At 59.5% G+C, this 26,119-nt stretch carries 19 protein-coding genes; 10 read left to right on the top strand and 9 right to left on the bottom strand.

What is annotated here, in order from left to right:
* Positions 1-135 precede the first annotated feature (135 nt).
* Both hslU and ACOBR2_RS00200 read left to right on the top strand, forming a co-directional pair.
* Positions 136-1,638 carry an ATP-dependent protease ATPase subunit HslU gene (hslU, locus tag ACOBR2_RS00205; protein WP_420238065.1) on the top strand — a complete coding sequence of 501 codons (1,503 nt, stop codon included), beginning with the start codon at positions 136-138 and terminating at the stop codon, positions 1,636-1,638.
* Positions 1,639-1,908: 270 nt separating this feature from the next.
* Positions 1,909-2,580 (top strand): hypothetical protein, encoded by a 672-nt coding sequence (locus ACOBR2_RS00200; protein WP_420238064.1) that lies wholly within the window; start codon positions 1,909-1,911, stop codon positions 2,578-2,580.
* Here ACOBR2_RS00200 and ACOBR2_RS00195 read toward each other — a convergent pair.
* Together ACOBR2_RS00195 and ACOBR2_RS00190 are read right to left on the bottom strand one after the other, a co-directional pair.
* Entirely contained in the window at positions 2,574-3,143 is a 570-nt protein-coding gene (locus tag ACOBR2_RS00195; RefSeq protein ID WP_420238063.1) for a hypothetical protein, read from the bottom strand. The genes ACOBR2_RS00200 and ACOBR2_RS00195 overlap by 7 nt on opposite strands.
* A gap of 13 nt (positions 3,144-3,156) precedes the next feature.
* Positions 3,157-3,594 (bottom strand): MarR family winged helix-turn-helix transcriptional regulator, encoded by a 438-nt coding sequence (locus ACOBR2_RS00190; RefSeq protein ID WP_420238062.1) that lies wholly within the window; start codon positions 3,592-3,594, stop codon positions 3,157-3,159.
* Positions 3,595-3,721: 127 nt separating this feature from the next.
* Between ACOBR2_RS00190 and ACOBR2_RS00185 the strand changes: the two genes are divergently transcribed.
* Both ACOBR2_RS00185 and ACOBR2_RS00180 read left to right on the top strand, forming a co-directional pair.
* On the top strand, positions 3,722-5,572 hold the full coding sequence (locus ACOBR2_RS00185; RefSeq protein ID WP_420238061.1) for a TonB-dependent receptor plug domain-containing protein: 1,851 nt from the start codon (positions 3,722-3,724) through the stop codon (positions 5,570-5,572).
* 252 nt (positions 5,573-5,824) lie between these two features.
* Positions 5,825-6,184, top strand: coding sequence for a VOC family protein (locus ACOBR2_RS00180; protein WP_420238060.1), 360 nt, complete (start codon positions 5,825-5,827; stop codon positions 6,182-6,184).
* 37 nt (positions 6,185-6,221) lie between these two features.
* Here ACOBR2_RS00180 and ACOBR2_RS00175 read toward each other — a convergent pair whose 3' ends face one another.
* Positions 6,222-8,564: a RelA/SpoT family protein gene (locus ACOBR2_RS00175; protein WP_420238059.1), complete on the bottom strand. Its 2,343-nt coding sequence runs from the start codon at positions 8,562-8,564 to the stop codon at positions 6,222-6,224.
* 65 nt (positions 8,565-8,629) lie between these two features.
* Here ACOBR2_RS00175 and ACOBR2_RS00170 point away from each other — a divergent pair, with 65 nt between their 5' ends.
* Entirely contained in the window at positions 8,630-10,282 is a 1,653-nt protein-coding gene (locus ACOBR2_RS00170; protein WP_420238058.1) for a class I SAM-dependent methyltransferase, read from the top strand.
* A gap of 112 nt (positions 10,283-10,394) precedes the next feature.
* Here the strand turns inward: ACOBR2_RS00170 and ACOBR2_RS00165 are convergent, their stop codons facing one another.
* On the bottom strand, positions 10,395-11,138 hold the full coding sequence (locus tag ACOBR2_RS00165; RefSeq protein WP_420238057.1) for a plasmid mobilization protein: 744 nt from the start codon (positions 11,136-11,138) through the stop codon (positions 10,395-10,397).
* A 220-nt stretch (positions 11,139-11,358) separates the two neighbouring features.
* On the opposite strand from ACOBR2_RS00165, the gene ACOBR2_RS00160 reads away from it, so the two are divergent.
* Both ACOBR2_RS00160 and ACOBR2_RS00155 read left to right on the top strand, forming a co-directional pair.
* Entirely contained in the window at positions 11,359-11,724 is a 366-nt protein-coding gene (locus ACOBR2_RS00160) for a hypothetical protein (protein WP_420238056.1), read from the top strand.
* Positions 11,725-11,899: 175 nt separating this feature from the next.
* Positions 11,900-14,296, top strand: coding sequence for a TonB-dependent receptor (locus ACOBR2_RS00155; protein ID WP_420238055.1), 2,397 nt, complete (start codon positions 11,900-11,902; stop codon positions 14,294-14,296).
* Between the two features lie 84 nt (positions 14,297-14,380).
* On the opposite strand, the gene ACOBR2_RS00150 is transcribed toward ACOBR2_RS00155, so the two are convergent.
* The 4 genes from ACOBR2_RS00150 to ACOBR2_RS00135 form a co-directional block, all read right to left on the bottom strand.
* Complete coding sequence (locus ACOBR2_RS00150) at positions 14,381-14,638, bottom strand: hypothetical protein (RefSeq protein WP_420238054.1); 258 nt, start codon at positions 14,636-14,638, stop codon at positions 14,381-14,383.
* A complete protein-coding gene (locus tag ACOBR2_RS00145) occupies positions 14,625-15,548 on the bottom strand; it encodes a hypothetical protein (RefSeq protein ID WP_420238053.1) in 924 nt (307 codons plus the stop codon). The genes ACOBR2_RS00150 and ACOBR2_RS00145 overlap by 14 nt, the downstream gene beginning before the upstream one ends.
* Before the next feature lie 569 nt (positions 15,549-16,117).
* Positions 16,118-18,100 (bottom strand): ATP-dependent DNA helicase, encoded by a 1,983-nt coding sequence (locus ACOBR2_RS00140; protein ID WP_420238052.1) that lies wholly within the window; start codon positions 18,098-18,100, stop codon positions 16,118-16,120.
* A gap of 55 nt (positions 18,101-18,155) precedes the next feature.
* Complete coding sequence (locus ACOBR2_RS00135) at positions 18,156-18,383, bottom strand: hypothetical protein (RefSeq protein WP_420238051.1); 228 nt, start codon at positions 18,381-18,383, stop codon at positions 18,156-18,158.
* Between the two features lie 314 nt (positions 18,384-18,697).
* On the opposite strand from ACOBR2_RS00135, the gene der reads away from it, so the two are divergent.
* From der to pabB, 3 genes are all read left to right on the top strand, one after another.
* Entirely contained in the window at positions 18,698-20,167 is a 1,470-nt protein-coding gene (der, locus tag ACOBR2_RS00130; protein ID WP_420238050.1) for a ribosome biogenesis GTPase Der, read from the top strand.
* Between the two features lie 370 nt (positions 20,168-20,537).
* Positions 20,538-21,542: a hypothetical protein gene (locus ACOBR2_RS00125; protein ID WP_420238049.1), complete on the top strand. Its 1,005-nt coding sequence runs from the start codon at positions 20,538-20,540 to the stop codon at positions 21,540-21,542.
* Between the two features lie 19 nt (positions 21,543-21,561).
* The gene (gene pabB / locus ACOBR2_RS00120; protein ID WP_420238048.1) at positions 21,562-23,466 is read left to right on the top strand and encodes an aminodeoxychorismate synthase component I; all 1,905 of its coding nucleotides are present in this window, start codon (positions 21,562-21,564) and stop codon (positions 23,464-23,466) included.
* 336 nt (positions 23,467-23,802) lie between these two features.
* On the opposite strand, the gene ACOBR2_RS00115 is transcribed toward pabB, so the two are convergent.
* Positions 23,803-25,905 carry a PA14 domain-containing protein gene (locus tag ACOBR2_RS00115; RefSeq protein WP_420238047.1) on the bottom strand — a complete coding sequence of 701 codons (2,103 nt, stop codon included), beginning with the start codon at positions 25,903-25,905 and terminating at the stop codon, positions 23,803-23,805.
* Positions 25,906-26,119: the final 214 nt, after the last annotated feature.

Genomic DNA, 26,119 nt, shown 5'->3' with positions numbered 1-26,119 from the left:
CAGGAAGCAGCAAACGTCATTCCCTGATACGGGGATTGGGCAGTTTTGAAACACAGCGCTTCATTTCCTCATTCCATATGAGACAGAACCGGCCCAGCCGGTTCTATTCTAAGATTCGGATTCTCGAAGACGAACATGGCCATTTACCTGCCCGCATCCGCCGAAGAACAGGAACTCTCGCTCGATGAAATGACGCCGCGCGAGATTGTTGCCGAACTCGACAAGCACGTCGTCGGCCAGCGCGCCGCCAAGCGTGCCGTCGCGATTGCCCTAAGAAATCGCCAGCGCCGCCAGAAGCTGCCGCCCGACCTTGCCGACGACATCATGCCCAAGAACATCATCATGATCGGCCCCACGGGCGTAGGCAAAACCGAGATCGCGCGTCGCCTCGCCAAGCTCACCAACTCGCCCTTCCTCAAAGTTGAAGCCAGTAAGTTCACCGAGGTCGGCTACGTGGGCCGCGACGTTGAGTCGATGATCCGCGACCTGGTGGAAATCGCCATCGATATGGTGCGCGAAGAGCGGCTTGAAGAGGTTGAGGACAAGGCCGAGATGAACGCCGAGGAGCGTCTGCTGGATGTGCTGCTGCCTCCGCCGCCAGCTCCCGCGCCTGCCCAGGAGGGCCAGCTCACGCTGCCCGGCTCCGATAGCTACCAGCGCTCGCGCGAAAAACTCCGCCAACAGTTCCGCGAGGGTAAGCTCGATGACCGCATCGTGGAAATCGATGTGCGCGACCGCGGCATGCCCCAGATTGGCATCATCTCCAACCAGAACGTGGAAGACATGGAGACGAACCTGCGCGACATGCTGCCGAACATCTTCGGTGGCACCTCGAAAAAGGGCAAAAAGCGCGTGGCCGATGCCTTCGAGTACTTTGTGCAGGAAGAAGAGAGCCGCCTGATCGACATGGACTCCGTCACCCGCACGGCGGTTGAACGCGTCGAATCGAACGGCATCATCTTCCTGGACGAGCTCGACAAGATTGCCGGCCGCGAGGGTGGCCATGGCCCCGACGTGAGCCGCGAAGGCGTGCAGCGCGACATTCTGCCCATCGTTGAAGGCACCACGATCAACACTCGCTACGGCATGGTGCGCACCGACCACATTCTGTTCATCGCCGCCGGCGCATTCCACGTCTCCAAGCCGAGCGACCTGATTCCCGAGTTGCAGGGCCGCTTCCCCATCCGCGTCGAGTTACAGTCGCTCACGGTGGAAGACTTCCTGCGCATTCTCACCGAGCCCAAGGCCTCGCTCACCAAGCAGTACATCGCATTGCTGGAGACTGAAGGCGTCAAGCTGGAGTTTGCCGCGGACGCTCTGCGCGAAATGGCCGAGTTTGCCTTCCGGGTGAACGAAACCACTGAGAACATCGGCGCGCGTCGCCTGCACACCATCATGGAACGGGTGCTGGAAGACGTTAGCTTCCTGGCTCCCGACGTGGCCCGCAAGGCCGCCGACGAGAAGACTGCCGCTGAACTGGCCGAGGCCATCAAGGCCGAAAGCTCCACCCCGCTGCCGTATGAAGAGCGCACCACCGAAAAGGGCCAGGAGAAAATCTTCCTGATCGAAGCTCCCTACGTGAAGCAGATGGTCGCAAGCATTGTGCAGGATCAGGATCTGTCGCGGTACATTCTGTAGGGCAGCGGTCGAGTGGTTCCGCAGCCTATGTCTCTCATCGATTAAATTTGTATGATTTTGTTTCCCAGATCCCGATTTTTGGGATCTGGGAAACTGGAAAAACTGCGATCTAAAATCTAGCTGTCATAGACCTGCGTGGTTAGCCACTAAATTGCTTATGCGTTTGCCTCACATGTGAAGCAGCTCAATCACCATCACATGCAGTAGGAACGTATCAGAATTCAAGAAAACCATATTGACTTTGCAAGAAGCATCCTTCACCCTTTTGCCATGCAATCCTTGAATCTTTCTGGTGAATCGAAAAAATCGGATGGCCGCTTGAGAAGCCTTTTTTGGCCTACAGTTGAAAACGCCTGGGATGTGGATTATCTGGGAATTCAAGGCTTTTGGCTCTGTTGGATTATTGGCGTTTTAAACTTGGTCATTGTTGCATGCTCTGCATACGAGACAGCAAATCCAATTGCGCGCATCGTATTACTGGTAACAGCTTTTATCTTTTTTTTTATTTATGTTGTTGGTGGTATGGGCATGCGCCAAACCAGTTTCCCTGCCGCTGTTTTCATTTTTATTCTCTATGTTTTTGGTCAATTAGCATCCGGCCATATGCTGAACATTCTTTCCATAATTATTTCCGCGGTATTGCTCTCCAATGTACGAGCTACCTACCTTGCATCCCGCTGGAAACCGGCTGCTGAAGGCGAAGATCTCCCCATGCGATTCAATGAAACATTTCGCGACAAGCTGGTTGACCAGCTTCCATCTCATGCTTGGCCATTTCTTAAATACCCGTTTTACCTTCTTGCACTGCTGCTCATACTCATGCTTGCTTCAAATAGCGCGCTGATCTTGTTGCGCCCGCAGCCGTTCCCTGTGCTTAATAAAAACGCCACGCCACGCCATCTGTCACTGCCTCTGGCACAGAATAGGAATAATCATCATTGATGATTGAGGTGATTTTCTGCGAGAGGATCCTCTTTGAGATCTTCCACCACCGGAAAATCGTAGATCTTCTTCATCGCTTCGAGGATTGCAAAGGCATCGTCCCGCTCTGCGCCTGCGGCAAAGGTGATGGTTTCACCTGCGCATTCAAAGCGCAGGGCACGCTCGACGGGGGTGTTTTGCTCACCGTTCCACGACTCCTCAACGCGCAGTTTTTCCACGTTTGTGTTGGGTGTGGCAAAGCGCTCCGTTACAGAACCGAAGAGGCGGGATTGCACCTCAATCTCGGTAGCCGTCAGCAGCAGGCGCTCGGTGCCAAAGAAGGTCTTGAGCATGCTGTAGAGCACGACGGCCGTAATGATGGCAGCGGCGATGGCCCCCACCAGAAATCCGCCAAAGCTTTTGCCGGTCAGCAGGGCGGCCTGCACGCCGGTAAGCGCGGGAACCACCCCCACGCTCACCAGCACCAGCAGCAAGCCCGCTGCGGCGATCAGGGAGAGCCAGCGAATTCTGGGTCTGATCTGCACATCGAGTCTGTCTTCAGCGGCAAAAATCCTGACGGTCATGGGCCCTCCAGCTCTATCGCACTCGTTTTTCCAGCTTGCGCAAGCTCTTCAGCATTTCGCTCAACGCACTTTTGCCAACCTCGTCCTCGAACTCCCTCTGCAACCGGTCAAAGGCGGCAATCACGCGCAATGCAGCCTTTTTTCCCTCGGGTTTAAGGGCCAGAAGATAGGCGCGCGCGTCTTCCGGATCGAGCTTGCGCTGCAGGCAATTCTTGGCTTCAAGAGAAGAGACGCAGTGGCTGACGTTGCCGCGCGTGGTCTCAAAGGTTTCCGCCAGTTGCGAGGGCTTGATCGGTCGGGGAGCCTCAAAAAACAAGGCCGCCAGCACCAGCCCCTCCAGAAACCCGAGTCCATCCTGGGTAAGCACCTGGGTGGCCAGCGATTCAAAACGGCGTGCGGCGCGGCTGACGGCAAACATCGGGCTCTCGCGTAAAAACGCTTCGATCTTCATTTTCCGCCTTTCTGTCTGCTCCCAACAAAGTAGTTGAATTGCAAAATAGTTTAGCTCTTCAATTATTTTAATTACAGCAAAACTTTCATTGCGGCTGGGCGTAAAGCACTGCATGCTGATGGAGATCATGCATACTTACTCTCGCAATCTGCTTTCATTAGCCATTTTTTCGCTCTCTCTTTCCTCCACTGGCATCGCCCAGAGCGCTGATTCCACCCCCCACAAGCCGCAGACCAGTGAAACCATGGTCGTGCTGGGTGAGGCTGCTCCAGTGCCGCTGGCGGAGTCTTCGCGCTCAATCACAGTACTGCCGGTGGAAGAAAAGAAACTAAGCGCAGAAAGTGTGCAGGATCTGCTGCGCTCGGACGCCAGCGTATCCCTTGAACAGCGCGGCGCGGGCGGCGGCCAGGCCGATGTGCTGCTGCGTGGCGGTGGCTTTGAGCAGACGCTGGTTCTACTCAACGGCTTCCGCGTGAACGATAGCCAGACCGGCCACCACAACCTCGACCTGCCCCTGCCACTGGAGGCCATGGACTCAATTGAAGTGCTTTCCGGCGCGGGTTCCACGCTGCACGGAGCCGATGCACTCTCCGGCGTGGTGGACTTTTTGACCGCCGCGCCCACCCACAATGCACTGTGGCTGCGGGCTGGCGCGGGCAGCTTTGATGAGAACGAACAGGCCCTGATGGCGGATGGTGTACGCCGCCACTCAAGTGCTCGTTTGACCGCAGAGCGGAATTTCTCCGAGGGCTTTACCACTGACCGCGATTACCGCAACGAGGACGCTGCTCTGGAAAGCTGGATTGGTTCCCGGCTGGGCCTGAGCGATCTGCTGCTGGCTTCAAGCGACCGCGCCTTCGGAGCCAACCAGTTTTATGGCGACTACAACTCCTGGGAGCGCACCAAGGGCTGGCTGGCTACGGCGCGGCAGGAACTGGGCGCACGCACGACCGCAGCCTTCGGCTATCGCCGCCACACCGACGACTTTGTGCTGCTGCGCACCTTCCCTGCGGCGTACGCCAACAACCACGCCGATAGTTCCTGGCAAACTTCCCTGCGCCAGACCGCACCGCTGGCAGGCCGCTCGCTGGCGCTCTTTGGCCTGGAGGCCGACGGCGACCGCATCGACAGCGTGAATTCCTCCGACGGCGTACTCTCGGCCGCGCTCGGCAACCATGCCCGCAATCGCGGCGCGGGCTATGTGGACGTGGACCTGCGCCCGACCGGGTCGCGCTGGACGCTCTCGGCAGGCGCGCGCGAAGAACTCTTCTCCGGCGGTCTGAAGAACTTTTCTCCCGAACTGGCCGGAAGCCTGCGCGTTGCGCCCACGGTCAAACTGCGTGCCAGCGGCGGCTACGGCTTCCGCATTCCCACTTACACCGATCTCTACTATTCGGACCCCACAACCAAGGGCAATCCCAACCTGAAGCCGGAATCGGCCTGGTCGGGCGAGGGCGGCGTGGACTGGCTGGCCAGCGCGCATCTGACGCTGGCCGCCACGGGCTTTTACGCCCAGCAGCACGACACCATCGACTATCTGCGGGCCAACGCCTCAGCCGTCTGGCAGGCGGCCAACCTGAGCGGCGTGCGCTTTACCGGAGCAGAAGCCTCGGCCACCTGGAAGCCCATGCCCACGCAGACCGTGCGCCTGAGCTGGACGGCGCTCAACGGCGCACAGAATGCGCTGCACGGCCAGCAATCGGAGTACGTCTTCAACTATCCGGTAGAGAATGTGCACGCCAGTTGGCAGGTGCTGCTGCCGAAGTCGATTCTGCTGGAAAACTCCCTGCAAGTGACCGAGCACTACCAGCAGACGCCCTACCCGGTCTGGGGCATGACGCTCGGGCGCAATGTGCAACGGCTGCGGCCCTACCTGCGGCTGAGCAATCTGTCGAACACGGGCTATCAGGAGGTCAGCGATGTGGCCATGCCGGGCCGCTCGATTGCCGGAGGCTTCGTCTACACGCTGGGCAGGTAGAAGCTCCTTGCGGGGCGGAAGACCCGGGCTCCAGCCAAAATTCGCACACCCGAGGCCTGCGCCTGCTACTCTGTGGGCGTACCTCGCGAGTCCGCGCTGGAATCAGTCAGCGGACTCTACCTGCATTCTTCTGCTTCCGAAAGATTGTGGATGGGGGCGCATCGGAGGCACACCGGGAAAGGTGTGCTCGCGCCTCGCTTCCGCATCGCCTTTCCGTGACTTCACGCAGCACGAACATACAGGAGAGATTTTATGGCGAAGAATCCGCAGCACCACAAGATCAACTACATCGAGTTCACCACCCCCAACATCGAAGGCGTGAAGACGTTCTATACGACGGTCTTCGGCTGGAGCTTCAAGGATTGGGGCCCGGATTACATCGACAGTTCGGTAGAGAGCGCTGGGCTGGCTCTGGGTTTTGCCCGGGACGAAGCACCAAACCCCAAGAGTGCGCCCGTTGCAGTGCTCTATTCGGCAGACCTGAAGGCCACCGAAGCAGCGATTGTGGCTGCGGGCGGCACAATTACCGTGCCCACCTTCGAGTTTCCCGGTGGACGGCGTTTCCACTTTAATGATGGACTCGGCAACGTTCTGGCTGTGTGGGGCGAGTAGTTCCGTTTTTGCTCAAAAGATCTGCCGCTCACCGCAGCTATTGCATGCGCTGCACGGTGCGCACGCCGTTCACGCGGCGCAGGCCCAGCGTAATGCGGCCCAGGTGGCGGGTGTCTTCGGCTTCCACCACAAACTCGATGATGGCCTCGCCGTTGTCGTCGTGTTTGACCTCGACCGAACGAATATTGGCGCTCTCATCCGAAATCACGGCGGTGGTTTCCTTGAGCATGCCGGGGCGATCATCGCAGTAGACGATGACCTTGACCGGATAGCGCGGTGCGCGGATCGAGCTGTTCTCCGGTGCGCTGGCCCATTCAACGGCAATGCGGCGATCCGCCTCGTAGAGCAGGTTCTGCACATTCGGGCAGGAGCGCGCATGGACGGCCACACCCTTGCCGCGTGTGACGTAGCCAATAATCTCGTCGCCCCGGATCGGATTGCAGCAGCGGGCGCGATAGACAAGCAGATCCGATTGCCCCTCGACCTGCAGGGAATCGGTTCCGGTCAGTTGCAGGCGGCGTGTGGTGTCCACCGAGGGCTCGGCAGGCTTGACCTCGACCTCCGGCTGGGTAAGCAGCCCGGGGGCAAGTTTGCTGAGGATCTGGTGGCCGGTGTAGCGGCCCTGGCCGAGCGCTGCCAACAGATCCGCCGCTGTAGCCAGGCTGTATTCGCTGGCGATGCGGCTCAGATCCTGATCGGCGAGCTGGCTCATGGGCACCTTGTACTTGCGGGCCTCGCGCTCCAGCTGCTTGCGACCAGCCTCCACCGAGCGGTGACGCTGCTCTTCATTCAGCCAGTGCTTGATCTTGTTGCGGGCACGCGGACTTTTGACAAAGGTAAGCCAGTCGCGGCTGGGCTTGTGGTCCTTTTGCGTGACAATCTCAACGATGTCACCCGTCTTGAGCTTGGTACGCAAGGGCACCATGCGGCCATTCAACTTGGCGCCCACACAGGTGTGGCCCACTTCAGTGTGAATGGTGTAGGCAAAATCGACCGGCGTGCCGTCGGAGGGAACCACAACGACTTTTCCCTTGGGCGTGAAGGTGTAGACCTCGTCGGGATAAAGGTCCATCTTCAGGCTGGAGAGGAACTCGTTGGGGTCGGTCATCTCCTTCTGCCACTCAACCAGCTGACGAATCCAGTTGAGCCGTTCCTCGTCGCGGGCCGTCACCGCGCCTGCGCCGGCCTTGTACTTCCAGTGCGCCGCAATGCCTTCCTCAGCGATGCGATGCATCTCTTCGGTGCGGATCTGCACCTCAAACTGGTGGCCACCCTCGCCCATCACCGTAGTGTGCAGCGATTGATAGCGGTTGGCACGGGGAATGGCGATAAAGTCCTTGATGCGCCCCGGCACCGGCCGCCAGAGGGTGTGAATCATGCCAAAAACGGCGTAACAAGCGCCCACATCCTGCGTCACAACGCGCAGGGCCAGGAAGTCGTAAACCTGATCGAAGGAGATTTTGGAGCGCTGCAACTTCTGGTAGATCGAGTACAGGCGCTTGATGCGCCACTCGACGTGGGCCTCGATGCCGTTCTCGCGCAGTTGCTCCACGAGCGTGTCTTCCACGCCGCGCAGAAACTGTTCGCCGTCCACACGCCGCCGCTCCACCGCCGCCGAAACCTGCTCAAAGGCCACCGGATCGGTGTAGCGGAAGGCCAGATCCTCAAGTTCGCCGCGCACCTTGCCCATGCCCAGACGATGGGCGAGAGGAGCATAAATATCCATCGTCTCGCGGGCGATGGCCTCCTGCCGGTCGGGCCGCAGATGCTCCAGCGTACGCATGTTGTGCAGCCGGTCGGCCAGCTTGATGAGCACTACACGCACATCGGAGACCATGGCCAGCAACATCTTGCGCACGTTCTCAGCCTGCCGGTCGACGCGGTTGGCAAACTGGATTTTGTCGATTTTGGTAACGCCCTCGACGATGTAGGCCACCTGCGGGCCAAAATCGGTGGCGATTTCCTCGCTGGTGGCGGGCGTATCTTCCACGGCGTCGTGCAGCAGGCCAGCGGAGATGGCCGTCGCATCCATCTTCATCTCCGCCAGCACCTCGGCCACGGCGATGGGATGGATGATGTAGGGCTCGCCGGAGGCGCGGCGCTGGTTCTTATGATGGCCAATGCAGAAATCCCACGAGCGGCGAATCAGGGCAACGTCGTCGGTGGGGCGGTTCTTCTGCACACGTTCAATCAGGCGCTCAAAGCGCTGGTTGAGGGCAGCCAACTCTACAGGGGGAAGTTCGTTTTGCGTTGCCGGGGCGGGGGGCGTTGCCACGGGCTTCGCCGGAGTTGCGGGAGCCACACTGGGCGCAACGGGCGTTTTTTCCGCCGCTTTTGCGCCAGATTGGTCCGCCGGAATCGTCTGCCGGGCCGTCGCCATACCCTATTATAGGCCCGGTTTGTTTTTCGTGAGGGAAGCAGCGAGAAGCCCGCTACACTGATAGGATGGCAAAACCCCGCGAACCCAGAACGGAAAACAATCGTAAAAACACGTCGCGCACAAAAGATGCGACCCGGCCCGTAAAGAAGTCCACCGCCAGACCATCGGCAAAGTCCGCCGGCTGGCCCGCGTCGAAATCTGCCGAACGTCCCGCCCAACGAGTCGATGATCGCCCCGCGCAGAAGCCTTACGCCCGCCCCGCCCAGAGCTCCGGTGCCCGACCGGCGTCTGCCGGTTGGCCCGTATCGAAGTCTGCCGAACGCATGGCGCAGAGCTCCGCTGAGCGGACCGCACCGAAGTTCACCAGCCGACCGGCGTCCAGATCTACCGAGCGCCCGGCGCCAAGGTCCACCGCACGGCCTGTATCCAAGTCCGCCGACCGCGCTATGGCAGCCCGCGCCGCGCAGGCTCCCCGCCCCGCACCGGCTGCCCTGACCACCCTGGGCGCACGCATCAGCCGCCGCGCCGCCGACCGCATTCGCGCCGGCCACGCCTGGGTTTACGCCTCCGATGTGGAAGCCACACTTTTGCCTGAAGGCGACGCAACTCCGGGGCTGGTTTCGGTGGCCGACAATCGCGGCCTGCTGCTAGGCACGGCGCTCTACTCGCCCACTTCGCAGATTCAGCTGCGCATGGTCTCCCGCGAGGCCATCGACGAAGCCGCCTGGCTGAAAATCTTTGAAGAGCGTCTGCGCCGCGCCATTGTCCGCCGCAAACCGCTGCTCGACAAATCCACCGACAGCTGCCGTCTGGTCTTCAGCGAGGCCGATGAGCTGCCCGGTCTGGTGGTAGACAAGTACAACTCGCTGGCCATTGTGCAACTGCTGGCCAAGGGTCTGGACTCTGCCGCGATCCGCGCCGCCGCGGTGCGCGTCCTCAGCGAAGAACTCGATCTGAAGACCATCTACGAGCGGCCCGACGCACGCATGCGCGAGTTGGAAGGGCTTTCCGCCCCGGCCACCGAGGCGCTCTGGACCAAGGGCAAGCTGGTCAAGTCTGACGTGGACTTCCACCTGAATGGCCTCAGCTTCCAGTTCGACGCCAACTCTGGACAGAAGACCGGAGCCTTCCTCGATCAGCGCCTGAACTACGCCGCTGCAGCCGCCACGGCCAAGCGCATGGGTGCTCTCGGTCGCGCGCTCGACGTCTGCACCTATCAGGGCGGCTTTGCGCTGCATCTGGCCCAGTACTGCGAGCGTGTAACGGGCGTTGACCAGTCGCATGCTTCGCTGGAAGTGGCGGAAAAGAATCTGGCCGCCAACAAGAAGGCGCTCAAGGCCGAAGTGGACTGGATCGAGGCCGATGCCTTCCAGCTGCTGCGCGAATGGTCCGATGCCAAGGAGAAGTTCGACACCATCGTGCTGGACCCGCCAGCCTTTGCCAAGAGCAAACGCGCCATCGAGGGTGCGCTGCGTGGCTACAAGGAAATGAACCTGCGCGCTCTGCACATGATCCGGCCCGGCGGCCTGCTGGTCAGCTGTTCCTGCTCCCACCATGTGAGCGGAACAGACCTGGAAGCTGCCATTGCCTCGGCTGCGGCCGATGCTGGCCGTCGTGTGCGCCTCCTGGAACGGCGTGGCGCGGCTCTGGACCACCCGGTGCTGCTCAGCCTGCCAGAGAGCGAATACCTGAAGTGCGTCCTGCTTGAGGTGGAGTAGCTTTCAGCTTTCTAACCACGTTTTGCGTACAAAGAAAAGGGCCGCTCGATCGACTGAGCGGCCTGAATCAAATTTCCACTGTCCCCGGAAAATCGTCGAACAAAACCAAACTTTATGCGCGTACGCGCGGCCTGGAATCCATGACGGAAGCTGCTGCATGCGCTTCCAGTCCCAGCAACCGGGCAAAACAATCCCGCGGCGAAAACTTCTTTTTGGATTTTTCTGGATCGTTGAGTTTTTCAGCGGCTTCGGCACGCAGCTCGGCCATCACTTCCTTGACCTGAGCGCGTAACGCCTCCGCCTCAAAGGTGCAGGAGCGCAGATAGGCGGAAACCGTCATGCCGGCTTCGGCCGCACGCTGCCGCAGTTGGGCGCACTCCGCCGCGCTCATGCGGATGGTGATGCTGCTGCACTTCAAATCGCGTTCCAGGTAACGCCCTGGCTGGAGTTTTTCGGCTAAAAATTCTGCTGCTTTTTGGGCTTCCGCGCTTTTTTCTCCGGCTGCTGCCAGAGCCTCGGCTTCGGCCTGTTCCTGCGTCTCCCGCTCGTGGACCAGCCAGTCGCTTTCCGGCGCGGCGTGATAGCGTGCATGAGCCCGCAGAGCGCTTTCATAACTCAACAAGGAAGATTCTTCGTTCTGCTCTGCTTCGATTTCGTCTGAAGCGGCATCATTGGCCTGCGCTGCATCGTCCGTGCTGACGGCAACAGGCTCTTGTGTTTTGCTGGATGTATGGCGGGGATTATCATTTCCAATCCACTCGTCCGCATCCTTGCGCGGCTGAGCGGCAAGCGAGGCCAGCAGGCTGGCAAACCCTGCAAGGTTAGGGGCAGTATCGAGTTCGGATGACTGTTGCATGGTTTGGAGGATAAGACGTACGCGGTACTAACTTAAGGGAATCTCAATGGCTTTTTAAGTTTTATTTCCCCCATTGGAACAACATTAGTTATTGGTCAGAATTGGGACTATTCAAAACACCCTCCGCGCCCAAACCCGCGCCAATCGCGCATTTCACTGATCCCGGAAGAGTTAAGTTCTTTTTAGAAGCCGCAGACTTCCCGTATACTTGGCTCGAACCATGCGTCGATTTCTGGCATTTTCGTTCTTGAGCCTGATCAGCCTCATGCTGATCTGGCCCCTGCTTGCACCCGACGCTGAAGCAAGCCTGCCGCCCTGCTGCCGTCGTCACGGCAAGCACCACTGCAGCATGATGGAGCCGCTCACCGGTTCCAGGCGTGGCGTGCAGAACCTGCAGGAGAAGTGCCCTTTTGAGCGCGTGGCCAAAACCTCGGCCCACACCTCGGCCTACCAGCCCGAGCCCGAAGCGCGCTTTTTTGCCTCGGTTGTAAGTCTGCCGGAACGCGCGGCACAGACCGAAGCGCTTGGCCGGATTGCCCTTGATCGCAGCCGTCTCAAACGCGGTCCTCCCACTTTCTTTCTTTGAAGCCATCGCATTTTCGGAATTGGTGTAGACCGAAAGCTGGATGCTAAGCGCCTTTTTCCTCAAGGAAAAGGCACCTTGCAAGCCCCTTAAAAAGTCTATGTGTATTCCGGAAATGCTCTAACCCGACTGCAGGCACAAATGCCTGCCGATGTGCGTTTGACCAAAGAGAGGAAAAATGAAAAACAAGCTCTGGCTGGCCCTGTTGCCAGTCTTCTGCCTGTGCGGGCAGAGCGTGGGGATGCGTGCGCTTGCCGTGCCGCAAAGTTCCGTTCAAAATCAGCAAAAAACCGGCAGGATCGAAGGCGTCTTGAAGGATCCGAGCGGGGCCGTGGTGCGCCGGGCGCGGGTTGTACTCCACGATGCATCGCTCGGCACCAACCTGACCCACCAGTCCGATCAGATGGGCCGCTTTGTCTTTGACGGCCTGCCCGCCGGCCGTTACGAAGTGCGGGCCACGGTGCCGGGCTTTGCCACAGCTCTGCTGCGCAATGTGGCCGTAGCCGATGGGCGCACCACAACCGCCGACGTCACGCTGCAGATTGCCACGGCCAGTGCCGAGGTGCGCGTGGTCAGCGACGAGGACGAAGCTGGGCGTTCGCTGAGCGCCGGCGAACGCGCCCGCCGCCACAACGTGGCGGATCTGGCTGCCGACGAGGCCGGTGTAGCCCTGCGCACCAACGGCGAGCTGGCCACGGCTCCTGTGCTGCACGGCATGGGAACCGAGCGCAATCGCGTGGTGGTGAATGGAGCAACCGTCAGCTCCTCCTGCCCCAACTACATGAACGATCCGCTCAGCTACGCCTCCAGTGCGCGGGCAGCCACGGTCAAGGTTCTGGCTGGGCTTACGCCGGTCAGCATGGGCGGCGACAGTCTGGGCGGCACCATTGCCGTGGACTCCAACGCACCGGTTTTCGCCTCCGATCAACACCTTCTCATCGAATCCAGCCTGACCGGCTTTACCCGCTCGAACGGCCAGGCCTATGGCGGAGCCCTCAACGAGTGGATTGCCAACCGTCACTTCGCCTTTGGCTACACCGGCACCTGGGCGCTCAACGAGGACTACACCGACGGCAGCGGCCACAAGGTGACATCGACCTACGCGCAGAGCACCAACCATGTGGTGACGCTGGCCAGCGCCTATGGCAAGAACCTCTTCGAGGTGGAAGGCGGCATTCAGAACACCCCCTACGAGGGCTTTGTGAATGCGCAGATGGACATGACCCGCAACTGGTCCGAGCTAGTGAATGCGCACTTCCGGCACACCTTTGCCGCAGGCACGCTGGATGGCCGCGTCTACTGGCAGGGAGCTTGGCACGGCATGAACGTGGGCCGCGACAAGATCACCTTCCCCATGGCCATGTGGATGCCGATGAACACCCATGGCCGCGATCTGGGCTACAGCATCACCTGGATGCAGCCGCTCGGGGTCCGGCACATGCTGCACCTGGGCAATGATATGCACCGCTTCCGGCTGGATGACACATGGCCGCCAGTGGCTGGCTCGGGCATGATGATGAGCCCCGACACATTCATCGACATCAACAACGGCCGCCGCACCCGGATGGGGACGTTTGCCGAGTTGGACAGCAAGTGGTCGCCCAAGTTGGCTACCATTCTGGGCCTGCGGGAAGACACCGTCTGGACCAACGCCGATGCCGTCTCTGGCTACTCCAGCATGTACGCGAGCGACGCTGCCAGCTTTAACGCCTCCAAGCGCAGCCACGCTGATCCAATGCTGGACGTGACTGCCACGGCTCACTACGACGCCACACCGCTCGTGGCCATCGAAGCCGGTTTTGCCCGCAAAAATCGCGCGCCTAACCTCTACGAGCGCTATGCGTGGTCAAAGATGTGGATGGCGGCCATGATGATCGGCTGGTACGGCGACGGCAACGCCTACGTGGGCAACGTGAACCTGCAGCCCGAAAGCGCCAACCTGCTGACCGGCTCCCTGCGCCTGCGGGGACGCAGCACCCACGCCTGGCAGTTGAAGGCCTCGCCCTATGTGAACTTCCTCAACAACTACATCGACGTGGATCAGATTGCCACCGACGCCTACACCATGACAACCATCGCCGAGCTGCAGTTTGCCAACCACGCAGCCCGCATCTACGGCGGCGACCTGAGTGGCAATGTGGCGCTGTGGGATGGTCTGAAATCAGGTCTGGGCACCCTGCGCGGCTCGGCTTCCTGGCTGCATGGCGAACGAACCGACTCGAAGACCCCTCTCTACCAGATGATGCCGCTCAACGCGAAGCTGGACTTTACGGAAGAATGGCACGAATTGCAGGCAGGCATGGGCGTTGAAGCCGTGGACAAGAAGCACAACGTCGATCCCAACCGCTTTGAGCAGCAAACGCCCGGCTACACCCTCTTCAACCTGCACGCCAGCTACCGCAAGGGAATCCTGGAGGCGGGCGGCTCGGCCGACAATCTGCTGAACAAGTGCTATGAGTTGCCGCTGGGAGGCGTAAACGAAGACGACTTCCAGTCCAGCATGGAGATGAATGCCCTGGCGCCGCTCACCGGACGGGGGCGCAGCTTCAGCTTCAGCCTGAACGCCAGATTCTAGAACAACAATCCAGGCTTCAACGCAAAAACAAAAGGAGTTTCCCACGCACTTCGGGAAGCTCCTTTTTCACCTTTTTCCACGCCCTCAGAGCGCGATGAAGTTGGAACAGTACCTCTTCAGATCAAGATCGTCCCGGCCCACCAGGCCCAGTTTCTGCGTAACCAGCGGCCCTACGGAAAGCGAGGAGAGCTGTTGAAAAAGCGAACCAGAAAGCTGTGCGGAACGTTTGACAAAGTCCGCGATCAATTCATCGATGTAGGCCCGGTCGTCCTCACAGACGATAGATGCCAAATCCGGCGCAACCAGCAACCGAACCCCGTCACTGCTATCAATGACAAGCAAGACGGGCCGCGCCGGGCAGGAACACTGTTTTACGACAGACCCGTCGTGACGATATTCGAGGATGCAAAACCGATGTTCGGAGTGGACTTTCGTCCTTGGCCATGTGTTGTCCATGTTCACCTCGCTGCAGATGAGAGGCGATCATCATTTCCAGAAATTGCTGGAGTAGCTGACCATTTTCCAGCCGGCTGAGAGTCTCTAGCAAACTGCGAATCGCAGAAATGCTCTGCCACTCTTCGGGAATATTTTTGATATTTTTCCATATACTCTCTGTCTCAATATTCTGCAGGCGGCGCAGCAAGCTGCGTGCCAACGTAGGCGTAACTTCCGGATAAACCCGTGGATCCAGGTAGCGTGAAGCCAGCAGTTGCGGCTGGTCCAGACCCGTGGGCCCACCAAACATGTTTCCCATATCGACAAAATGGGCAAAGAGTTCACCGGAACCGTTTTGTATATATAACGCCTGCCGCGCATCGGAATGCATTGCACAGACGTCGACTAACCAAGCCAGCCAGAAGTCCGAACGGTTCTTAATCCTGCTCAGGGAAGAACCGGGCAGTACCTCCAGCAGACGTACATCCTGTCCCCCTAAATACCGGGAACCATAGCAAAGTCCTGCTTTAGGACGGGTCAAGCCCGCCGTAGTCATCATCCAGCTTTCCGGGTAGCGATCTAGAAATGCGTCCGAAACCTCCACCGGAAGCCATGGAACAACCTGAAGTCCGCAGGCTCTGTAGAGCTCCTGACCTGCGCATTCATTGAATAATACATTGGGTCCCTGGGGATTATTTTTGAATTTTAAAACCACCAGTGAACCATCGCTCGTTTCTACAAGAACAGGTTGTGAACCACCCCGTAATTTGCAGATATACCGTGCAGCCTGGGTAAATGAGACTTCCAATGCGCCCATCTCTCTCCTCTTTACTCATCCGCAGATCTTGTGTCTGCAGCTTTCGAACGTAGATGGAATCAAAAGCACATACAAAGCAAAAGGCAGCAGGAGAAAACAGCAGACAAACACAGACGGGTCTGGACAGACAAAACAGCGCAGAGAATCTGGACAAACAAATCTGGACAGACGAATCGCAGACGAGTCTGGATTTCGTCCAAAGAAAAATCCTGAATGTCGGGGGGGCCCGAAATTACCAGAGTTACCTAAGGTAACCCAATTTTGCATCTCTTTTTGTTCAAACGAGATTGCTCTGAAGCTAAAAGCTGGCACTTTTTCCCGTCAAGAAAGCCGCATGAATAACTTTGGTAAGGAATCAAAAGAGTAACGTCTATTTTTTTGTTACGAACCGTAGTTGGTGATAAGGAATGGGTAATCTGCACAATATAAAGTGCAATTTATCGCTGATCCATTCCTGAAACTCAAATAATCGGGATTTTTTCGTCCATTTTCGTCTTGGGATGCGGTGCGGTTTTTAAGGGTTAGTTCCGACTAACGGAATGTGTTTTTGTCCATTTAAGACACAATTGTCAATTTTCGAAGAATTCTTCCACGTCGCTGATGGTCTGCGTCACGCGATAGGGCGGCAAACTGTCCAGAAAAATCTTGCCATAACGCTGGCGCTGGATGCGGGAATCGAGCAAAACCAGTACCCCACGATCCTCCAGTGAGCGGATTAACCGACCGAATCCCTGCTTGAGGGTAAGCACTGCCTCCGGTACCTGGTAATCAAAAAAGGGCTTACCTCCGGCCTCCTCAATGGCCTTCATGCGGGCCTGCACCACCGGGTCGCTGGGCACGGCAAAGGGCAGGCGGTCGATGATGACGCAACTGAGCGCTTCGCCCTGCACGTCCACCCCCTGCCAGAAGCTGGAGGTACCGAAGAGCACCGCGTTGGGCGTAGTGCGGAACTCTTCCAGAAGCGCCCGGCGGGGAGCCGTACCGTGCAGCAGAATCGGGTAATCGAGCACCGGCACAATGCGCTCGTAGAGGGTGCGCATCTGGCTGTAGCTGGTAAACAGGCAAAAGGCCCGACCGCGGCTCAGGCGCAACACGCGCTCCATGCAGCGGGCAGCGGCATCCACATAGCCCGCATCGCGCGGATCAGGCATGCGCGGCGGCAGGTAGAGCAGCGCCTGCTCGGCGTAGCGGAAGTGCGAGGGGATGATCATCTCGCGGACGTCTTCCAGGCCCAACCGGTGGCGGATGTGGCCAAAACCGCCTGAAACCGTCAGCGTGGCCGAGGTCAGCACTACGGACGGAATTTTTTCAAAGACCTGCTCCTTCAGCAACTCGGAGACGTCGATCGGGGTGGCCTGCACAAAGGTACTGCGTCCGGCGGAGCGCTGATTGAGCGGCGTACCCATCGGGACGCGGCGCTCGATCCAGTAAACCATGTTGCTGGAGTTGGATTCGAGCAAGAATTCCAGTTCAGAGCGCAGGCGGGCCACGCGTTTTTTCAGCCCCGGCGCTTCGTCCACCTTGGCCATGTTTCCTAGCTGCTCTTCCAGCACTTTGAGGGTGGTACGCAGGCCCAAATAGAGGTCACCGGAGGTTTCCAGAAACTCTTCACGGGCGTTGAAGGGCTGGCGTCCGTCACCGTCCATGGGCAGGTAGGAGAAGAAGAGACGAGCGCGGTCGCGTAGCTGCTGGGTGGTCGAGGGAACGTTCTCACTGCCCTCCTTGCCACGCAGTTGCACCTCGGTATCGCGGGCCAACTCCTCAAAGCGAATATTGCTGACCGAAAGCCCAAAATAATTCGAAGCAATCTCTTCCAGTTCATGGGCCTCGTCAAAGATGACGGCCGCGGCTTCGGGCAAAATGCCGGCGTCGGGCGCGCCAGCCGCCTCCTGCCGAAGGCTCAGGTCGGCAAAGAAGAGGTGGTGATTGACGACGATCAGGTCGGATTCGAGGGCCTTGCGGCGCATCTCGGTGATAAAACAGCGCTGATAGTCGGGGCAGGTTGAGCCCAGGCAGGCCTCGGTGCGAGCGTCCAGCTTGCTCCAGAGCTGGCTGGCCTCGGGGATGCCGGAAAGCTCGCTGCGGTCACCGGTCTCAGTCTCTTTTTCCCACTCGGCAATCTGGCGGTACTGGTCAATTTCCTCTAGCCCGGTCAGGATGGGCTGGTCACGCAAGGCCACCAACTTGTGGCGGCACAGGTAGTTGGCCCGTCCCTTCATGTAGCAGACCTTGAGCGGACCAAGCAGGGTTTCGAGGAAAGGCACATCGCGGAAGAAGAGCTGATCCTGCAGCGCCTTGGTGCCGGTGGAAACGATGATGCGGCGGCCGGTGCGCAGGGCAGGCAGCAGATAAGCCAGGGTTTTTCCGGTGCCGGTTCCCGCTTCCACAATCAGGTGACGATCTTCGTCGAGGGCCTTTTCGACGGCCTGCGCCATCTCCAGCTGCCCCGGACGGTACTCGTAGGGCAGGCGCGATGAGGCCAGCATCCCGCCGGGCGAGAAGAAGTTGTGCAACGTGGGAAGCGAGCGGGGCGTGCTGTCGTTGGAATCCATCGGTGGCCTGTGCTCCCTCCATCATAGTGGAGGGGCAGAGGGCGATAGGACTGTGCTAGAGCCAGTAACCGCCGTCGTCTTCGTCCAGCGGATTGAGCCTGCCTTCCATCCAGCGACTGAGCAGGTCTTCTTCGCTGAACGGGTCAGCCTCGGGGTTCTCGGAGTGTTGCTGCAGGTGCTTGCGGCTTTCGGCCACACGGCGGACAGCCTCACTGCGCGGCTGCTGCCCGGTGTTGTAGAAGTCAGCGGAGCTGACGCTCAGATTATCGCCATAAATTCGCATCTTTCCCCTCCAGTGCGGTAGTTTCTAACCCGGACGATTGAGGATGGCGTGAGATGGCTGAGGCAACGGGTCCGGGGGATGGAGCCAGCGAAAAAAGGGAAGAACGCCGTACTCACAACCGGAACTTTGGAAGACCGCACCCTGCTATGGAGCAATTCCCGAGCCAAGACCCTCCCAAAGAAATAAGGAGCAACTAAGAAAAGAGCTCTCGCAGCCGGATTCGACCAAAGGTACACTGAATAGATGGTCCGTAGACTTTTTCTCCGGGCCAGACGCGGGCTGGAAGAGAACCCTGCTCGCCGCTAAGGAGAAATGTGCCGACGTATCGCAGATCGGTTGTGCCCACACGGGCCGACGCCCAGTCGCTGCCCCTGGTGGCCATCGTAGGCCGCCCCAATGTGGGCAAATCAACCCTGTTCAACCGGCTCACACACAGCCGCCGCTCCATTGTGGGCGACGAGCCCGGCATCACCCGCGACCGCATCTATGGCGAGTACGAATGGTCCGGCCGACGTTTCCGTCTGGTCGACACGGGCGGCATCATCCCCGATGATCCCGAGTTGATCCCCACCGAAATCTACAATCAGGCCCGTGTAGCCCTGGATGAGGCGGACGCGCTGATTCTGGTGGTGGACGTGCGCTCTGAACTGGCCAGCCCCGATTACGACCTGGTCAAGTTGCTGCGCAAGGGCAACAAGCCCGTCTTGCTAGTGGCCAACAAGAGCGAAGGTCTGGCGCAGGAGGCCGAAGCGCAGAACTACCGTCGTCTGGGCCTGGGCGATGTCTACCCGGTCAGCTCCGAGCACGGAACCGGCATCGGCGACCTGTTGGACGCCATTGCCGAAAAGCTGCCCGAGCCGGAAGGCACGGTGAAAACCGAAGAGGTTGTAGACGAGCCTGAGGACTTTGATCACGAAGAGCAAAAGTCCCGGACCCATGGTGAATTCGAGCAGCACGAAACCTCGATTGCCATCATTGGCCGACCAAATGTGGGTAAGTCAACGCTACTCAATGCTTTAACGGGAACCACCCGAGCCATCGTTTCGCCCATCGCCGGTACCACCCGCGATGCGGTCGACGAAGTGGTGGAGTTTGAAGGCTCGACCCTGCGTTTTGTAGACACTGCCGGCATCCGCCGCAAGGGCAAGACCCACATGATGGCGGAAAAGCTCAGCGTAGTCATGTCGCGCCGTCACCTGGAAGCAGCCGATGTGGCCCTGCTGATGATTGACGCCACCGAGGGCGTTACCGCAAGCGACGCCACCATTGGCGGCTACGCCCACGAAAGTGGCCGTAGCGTGATCATCATCGTGAACAAGTGGGATGCAATTACCACGGGTCGCACGGACGGCAGAGCGCCCGCCGACAAGGACGTCTTTGAAAAGCAGTTGCGCAGCGTGCTCAAGTACCTGAGCTATGCGCCGGTGCTCTTCATCTCGGCCAAGGAACAGACCGGCATGAAGTTTGTGCTGCAGGAAGTGATGGCCATTGCTGCCGAGCGTCGCAAGCGCGTGAGCACCGGCCAGATGAACCGCTTCCTTGAGCTGGTGGACTTCCAGCGGGCTCCGGTGCCGGTATCCAAGCGCGTTCGTATCTTCTATATGACGCAGGCGGCAGTGGCTCCGCCCACCTTTGTGCTGTTCACGGATCGCGATGTGAAGCTGCACTTTGCATTCGAGCGATTCCTGGAAAACCAGATTCGCGAGTCCTTTGGCTTTAAGGGTTCGCCCATCTGGTTCAAGGTAAGGGCCCGCAACGCCAACAAGAAAGACGGCAAGGATTAACCTGGTTGGCCGCAGTGCCGGTTCCGCCCTCAGCGGAAATCGTGCCTGCGGCCACTTTCCTTTGCTTGCGGAACGAGTCCAATATGTAGAGCGGTTCTCCAATCGGTGTAGCCCTTTCTAGAGCGTGCAGGGTGGATTTTTCTTGAGGAAAAATCCACTTTGCTGCAGGGGCTTCGGCGTACAGCAATTGGAGAACCGCCCTAGCCAACACCGGAGGCACAGACCCCGGCAGGAGTTTGGCTGGAAAAGGATGCTCCGGGTTGGCCCGGACGCGGCCCGGCCAGATACAATAGGGTTCTACAGCTAGGGATACGGACTGAACGCACGAACAACATGCGTTTATCTTCCGAAGAATTTGGAGCAGGTGCACGTGAGAGGCATGATCTGCCGCGTTCTGCGGCTTGAGACGGTTGCAGGACTTGGCATTGCACTGGCGATGAGCGTGCTGCCGGCAGTGGCACGCGCCGAAAGCGTGTCGACCGAGACTACGCTGAATGTGACGACGCACGTGAGCGGCGGCCAGACTGTGGCCAAGGCCGAGATCTCGGTGGCAGGCAATGATGGCTCGGCTGCCAGCGGCGTAGTGGGCATTTACGAAGGCAAAAAACTGCTGGCGACCGCCGCACTGAGTGACTCCGGCGCAACGGTGAGCGAGTTTACCGTGACGGGCGGAGCCCATGCTTTGAGCGCCAGCTACCTGGGCGATACCACGCACACTGCCTCCACTTCAGCCACCAGCAACGTGGCAGCGGATAGCAGCAGCACAACGCCGGGCTTTACGCTGGCACTTTCGGCGACCTCGCTTTCTCTGACGGCGGGTAAGGCTGGAACCATCGTGGCAACGGTGATTCCCACCAACAACTCCTCGCTTTCAGCGCCGATGTTCGTCACAGTTTCCTGCTCGGGCCTGCCGGATCAGTCAACCTGCACCTTCTCGCCATCTTCGGTGGAGCTTACCTCGGCCACGGCCACCACGGCCTGCAGCACCAGTTCAAGCTCGACCACCTGCCCGCCCACCAGCACCATGACCCTGCAGACCGAGGCCGCCGGAACCGCCAAGTTGGCTGTTCCCAGCAAGCACCCCAGCTCCCTCGTTCTGGCGCTGCTGATTCCCGGCGCGCTCGGTTTTGGCGGACTGGCCTGGAGCGCCCGTCGCAAGCTTTACCTGAGCCGCATGGCACTGATTGCCCTGCTGGCCGTCGTGGCCTCGCTCGGACTTAGCGGCTGCAACCCGCGCTACGACTATTACAACCACGCGCCGACGACCAACGAAGCGACGCCTGCCGGCAGCTACACCGTAACCATTACCGGCCAGTCCACCTACAATTTGAATACGAAGACAGCCTTCACGACGATCGCCCTGACCGTCAGCTAGGCTGAGGTTGTTTAGTTTCATGCAGCAGGGGTCTTCTCTTCCGGCAGAGATTTATACGCTGGTTGAGCAGGCCCCTGCTTCTGTTTTGCTCGAAAGTACTCCGCGTCCTTCGAGTACTCCGCGTAACGCCGATGCTTTCCTCTTCCTCGATCCGCTGCGCACGCTTGAAGCCCGTACGGCGGAGGAGCTGAAGACTCTTCTGCAGACGCTCGATGAAGCTGCCGCCGCAGGCCTTTACGCCGCAGGCTTCTTCAGCTACGAGTGCGGTTTTCTGCTAGAACCCAAGGCCGGGAAAATCGAATCGGAAGAGCCGCTGGCCTGGTTTGGCCTGTACGACCGCTGCCACCGTTTCGACCCTGCGCTGGGCGGCTTTGTGGACGGCGAACCGGCACAGCTAGCTGCCATGCGCAAGCAACAGCCCTCTTCCGGCGAAGAAATCCATGCTGAATTCGCACTTCCGCAACCGCAATACGAACCGAAAATCGAAGCCATTCACAAGTGGATTCGATCGGGCGATGTGTATCAGCTGAACTTTACCGCGCCCTTCCGGGTGGAAGCGCCGGGCAGTCTGGCGGAGCTCTATCGCAGATTGCGCCAGCGTCAGCCGGCTGAGTACAGCGCCTTTGTGCACTGGAGGCCGGGCAAGCACATTCTCTCGCTTTCGCCCGAGCTCTTCTTCCGCATGGAAGAGTGCGACGGAAAGCGACGGATTATGACCAAGCCGATGAAGGGCACTGTGGCACGCGGCCGCACTACGGCGGAAGATCGGGCCCAGACGGCGTGGCTCAATGCCGACGAAAAGAATCGCGCGGAAAATTTGATGATCGTCGATCTGCTGCGCAACGATCTGGGACGGCTGGCACGCTTTGGCTCGGTGCAGGTAGAGGAACTCTTCGCCGTCGAGCGCCATCCCACGCTCTGGCAGATGACTTCGACCGTAGCCGCAGAAGTGCAGCCGCAAACCTCGCTTTATGAGGTCTTTCAGGCGCTCTTTCCCTCGGGCTCCATTACGGGCGCGCCCAAAGTGCGGGCGATGCAGTTGCTACGCCAACTGGAAGACGGGCCGCGCGGCGTTTACACCGGCTCCATCGGCTGCGTTACGCCGGGCAAGCTTGGTGCGCAGGCCGTCTTCAATGTGGCTATTCGCACCCTGCAGATGGAGGGCCAGCAAGGCCGCATGGGGGTAGGTGGCGGCATCGTCATCGACTCCCAACCAGCAAGCGAGTACGCTGAATGCCTACTCAAGGCCAAATTTCTTACGCAACAGCCGCCCGAGTTCGAGCTGCTGGAGTCTTTGCTGTGGCAGCCTTCCGACCAACAAGAGAAAAATTACCCCCGTCTGGCGCTGCACATGGAGCGGCTCGTGGATTCGGCCAACTATTTCTCTTTCTCTTTGGATCAGGCAGAGGTCGAGGCTGCGCTTCTTAAACATGCGCATGGATTTACAGACAATCCGCCGCGCAAGGTGCGACTCACGCTCCGTCGCGATGGTTCTTTTGCTATCACCAGTGAGCCCATCGCCCCGAGCACGGGAAAGACGGTCTGTCTGGCGCGGGAACGCACCGACTCCGCTGACGTATTTCTCTTTCACAAGACCACGCACCGGCCGCGCTACAACCGCCTCTTTGCCGAGGCTGCACGGCAGGGCTTTGCCGACGTGCTCTTTTTGAACGAGCGAGGCGAACTGACCGAAGGCGCGATCAGCAATGTTTTTCTGGTTCTGGACGGGCAGTGGGTGACGCCGCCCACGGCCTGCGGCCTGCTGAACGGCGTGGAGCGCCGGGCGTTGCTGGCCGCGCAACCCGAGGTTGAGGAACGCGTGCTGACGGCGGACGATCTGCACCGCGCCCAGGCGATCTACCTGACCAATGCCGTGCGGGGCTTGCGGCCTGTTCTGCTGCAGATCGATTGTTTTAGCAAATAAACCTGAAACAGCAGGGAGCAAGGACCGTTTCCGTGGCCAAAGAAGCTCCTTTGCGGTCGGAGGGAGCAGGGGCCTTCAGGCCCCTGAAGAGTGGATGCATCAAGTATTGCCTTTAGAGCATTTTCGGAATACACGTAGACTTTTTAAGGGGCTTGCAAGGTACCTTTTTCTCGAGGAAAAAGGCACTTAGCATCCTGCTTTCGATCTATAGCAATCCCGAAAATGCTATAGTCGCCGGCTTTTTCTTCCCCTGCCTGTGAAAAGTCTTCCAGGGCTGAAGCCCCCCCTCATTTTGCCGTTTTTTGCAGGGGTTAAAACCCCTGCCTCCCTCCACCTTTACCGCGACAAAACCGCCTGCCGCACATGGAAGAACGCGGCTGCAGGCACATCGGCCAGAGGCAGACCGGGGCCCTCCCAAAGCAGGTGCGGAGTGCCCATGCTGTCGGAGTGCAATCCTTCAATGTGCAGGATGTGGCGACCGGCGCGCAGTCCCAGAGCACCGCGTTCATAGCGCACCGCATTGCCAGGCGCGCCGCAGACCTGCGCAAAAGGCGGCCCGGTGCGGGCCAGTTCCACGCCGTCAATTACCAGCCGCGCTCCATCGCGGGCCAGCAGGTGGAAGGTGTAGCCGCCGTCGGCGGGAATGTCGATGTAGCCATCCCAGGCCACGGCATAACGCGTGTAGCCGCCGCTGTTGGCCTGCAGAGAAGGCGCTTCGCCGCTGAAAACCGGCTGTTCCCTGCGCAGGTCGGGCAGTTCGGTCCATGTGCCGGGATAGATCTTCCAGTTCAGCCCCGGGGCAAGATTGCCCAGATCCTTTACTGGCTCCTTCCACCGCGCCACGGCCACCACCGCCTGTGCAGCCCAGTCCGTCGCGGCATGCGGCGGCTTCACCTCTTCATGCAGCAGCACACGAAAGCGACCCGCTCCGTCGTGGCCATCCAGATCGCTGCCGAGCGCATCGGGAAAACGATGCTCCACGCGCGGGCCGTGGGCTTCGCTGCCATCGCCAAAGAGCCAGGTGTAATTCGCGCCCCGCACAGGAGTGGCCGTGAAGGTGACGAGCTGTCCCGGCGCAAAGACCGGCGGTTCAACGGTAAATGAGGCGCTCGGTGTGTAGCTCGTATCGTAGACGGGTTGTTGTGCGCCGCCGCTGACGATCAGGGGCAGGTCAGCGTTGGAATCCACACGCTTCTGGCCCAGCTTTACATTGTCAAAAACCACCCCGGCCACATTGCCTGTGAGCGTGGAAGCCACCATCGGCGGCTGATCGAGCGCCCAGATGTTACGGAAGACAAAGCCCTTCAGTCCCGGTTGCTCCTGCTCAAGCTGCACCAGCGAGTACCAGTTGTCGAGGAAGATGTTTTCAAAGGTGTAGCCGGTATGAGTGCCGCGCGCATCCTTTGCGCCCCAAAAACCCAGCAGGCCGAAGCTCTGCCCGCAAGCGCCAATGCCTGAATGCAACACGTCACTATTGCGCAGCGTGAAGTTGCGGGAACTATAGTTCTTCTGCGGCCATCCGGCTCGCACAATGTTGGAGATGCTGGTGGAAAGCACGCTGTTTTCAATCAGGATGTTGCTGACGTCGTGGCCGGGGCGCAACAGATCCTGCTGGGTGTAGCCGTCCCAGTTGCCCTGCATGGCAAAAATGTCGTCGGAGGCGCGGAAAAAGGCGTTGCGCACAATGGTGTCGCCGCCGCCCAGCCAGTCCATGCCATCCTGATTGGCGTTGCCCGGATTGCCGCCCATCACCCGCAGATCGTCGTAGAGCAGACCGATCGAGTCCTTCATCTGGATCGACCAGGTGCGGGAGCGCACCACACAGGTCAGGCCGTGAACCTCTACATTTTTGGCGTTGTAGGCACCGATGCAGTGCCAGTCGGGCCGCTGCATCCAGCCCTCGTCGGCGTTGGGGTTCTGCGGACCGTCGTAGACAATGGTACCCCGGCCAAGGATCTTCACATCGTGCACGCCCAGCAGGTTCAGGCTGCCGTAGAAGTATGCGCCAGGGGCAAGATAGATGGTTTCGCCATTCTTGGGCGTAATGCTCTCGTGGTAAACGCCAGGCTCATAGGCGTGGATCAATCCCTTGCGCGGCATGGGCGGCAAAGGCGCTCCGGCAAACAGAAAGAGCATGCGCGCATGGTTCAGAAAGTCGCGTGGGCGACTGATGGAGAGCTTGGCCGGAGCATCGAGGCGAAAGCGGATCGTCTGCCCCTTGCGCTCCGCCCGCAGGCCCAGCCGCCAGGGCTCGATGGTGACACCACGATCCCAGAAGCCGTGCTCCTTGGCCGTGACCTCGATAGTGACGGGCGCGGCAATATCGAAGCTCGCGAATTCCAGACTGGCTGCGGCGTGGGCCACGTCCACGGGTTTTCCATCCACCGTAACGGTGAAGGTGTCGGAGCGCAGCTCGGGCGGAACCGGCACTGGCTGCACACGCGGAGCAGCGTTCAGAAAAGTGGCGGCAAAGAAAAAAACGAGGAGGAATTTAAAAATACGAGAAAACAATTTTGCGATCCTCAACCAAATCTATCGGCAGATTTCAGCCTAGCATTCACTAGAAAGCCCCCGTGTCTCCTTCCGCATTTTCGGAATGGGTGCAGACCGAAAGCTGGACGCTAAGTGCCTTTTTTCTCAAGAAAAAGACACC

Source organism: Telmatobacter bradus (assembly GCF_048629425.1).
GTDB classification, from domain to species: domain Bacteria; phylum Acidobacteriota; class Terriglobia; order Terriglobales; family Acidobacteriaceae; genus Telmatobacter; species Telmatobacter bradus.
This window is presented reverse-complemented; position numbering and strand designations above follow the sequence as displayed.

What these genes read in the sequence shown, in the direction of transcription:
- ACOBR2_RS00155 (WP_420238055.1), top strand. Translation starts at nt 11,900, where the DNA reads ATGAAAAACAAGCTCTGGCTGGCCCTGTTGCCAGTCTTCTGCCTGTGC.
- ACOBR2_RS00190 (WP_420238062.1), bottom strand. Translation starts at nt 3,594, where the DNA reads ATGAAGATCGAAGCGTTTTTACGCGAGAGCCCGATGTTTGCCGTCAGC.
- ACOBR2_RS00135 (WP_420238051.1), bottom strand. Translation starts at nt 18,383, where the DNA reads ATGCGAATTTATGGCGATAATCTGAGCGTCAGCTCCGCTGACTTCTAC.
- ACOBR2_RS00160 (WP_420238056.1), top strand. Translation starts at nt 11,359, where the DNA reads ATGCGTCGATTTCTGGCATTTTCGTTCTTGAGCCTGATCAGCCTCATG.
- ACOBR2_RS00165 (WP_420238057.1), bottom strand. Translation starts at nt 11,138, where the DNA reads ATGCAACAGTCATCCGAACTCGATACTGCCCCTAACCTTGCAGGGTTT.
- hslU (WP_420238065.1), top strand. Translation starts at nt 136, where the DNA reads ATGGCCATTTACCTGCCCGCATCCGCCGAAGAACAGGAACTCTCGCTC.
- ACOBR2_RS00175 (WP_420238059.1), bottom strand. Translation starts at nt 8,564, where the DNA reads ATGGCGACGGCCCGGCAGACGATTCCGGCGGACCAATCTGGCGCAAAA.
- ACOBR2_RS00145 (WP_420238053.1), bottom strand. Translation starts at nt 15,548, where the DNA reads ATGGGCGCATTGGAAGTCTCATTTACCCAGGCTGCACGGTATATCTGC.
- ACOBR2_RS00140 (WP_420238052.1), bottom strand. Translation starts at nt 18,100, where the DNA reads ATGGATTCCAACGACAGCACGCCCCGCTCGCTTCCCACGTTGCACAAC.
- pabB (WP_420238048.1), top strand. Translation starts at nt 21,562, where the DNA reads ATGCAGCAGGGGTCTTCTCTTCCGGCAGAGATTTATACGCTGGTTGAG.
- ACOBR2_RS00195 (WP_420238063.1), bottom strand. Translation starts at nt 3,143, where the DNA reads ATGACCGTCAGGATTTTTGCCGCTGAAGACAGACTCGATGTGCAGATC.
- ACOBR2_RS00200 (WP_420238064.1), top strand. Translation starts at nt 1,909, where the DNA reads ATGCAATCCTTGAATCTTTCTGGTGAATCGAAAAAATCGGATGGCCGC.
- ACOBR2_RS00170 (WP_420238058.1), top strand. Translation starts at nt 8,630, where the DNA reads ATGGCAAAACCCCGCGAACCCAGAACGGAAAACAATCGTAAAAACACG.
- ACOBR2_RS00180 (WP_420238060.1), top strand. Translation starts at nt 5,825, where the DNA reads ATGGCGAAGAATCCGCAGCACCACAAGATCAACTACATCGAGTTCACC.
- ACOBR2_RS00185 (WP_420238061.1), top strand. Translation starts at nt 3,722, where the DNA reads ATGCATACTTACTCTCGCAATCTGCTTTCATTAGCCATTTTTTCGCTC.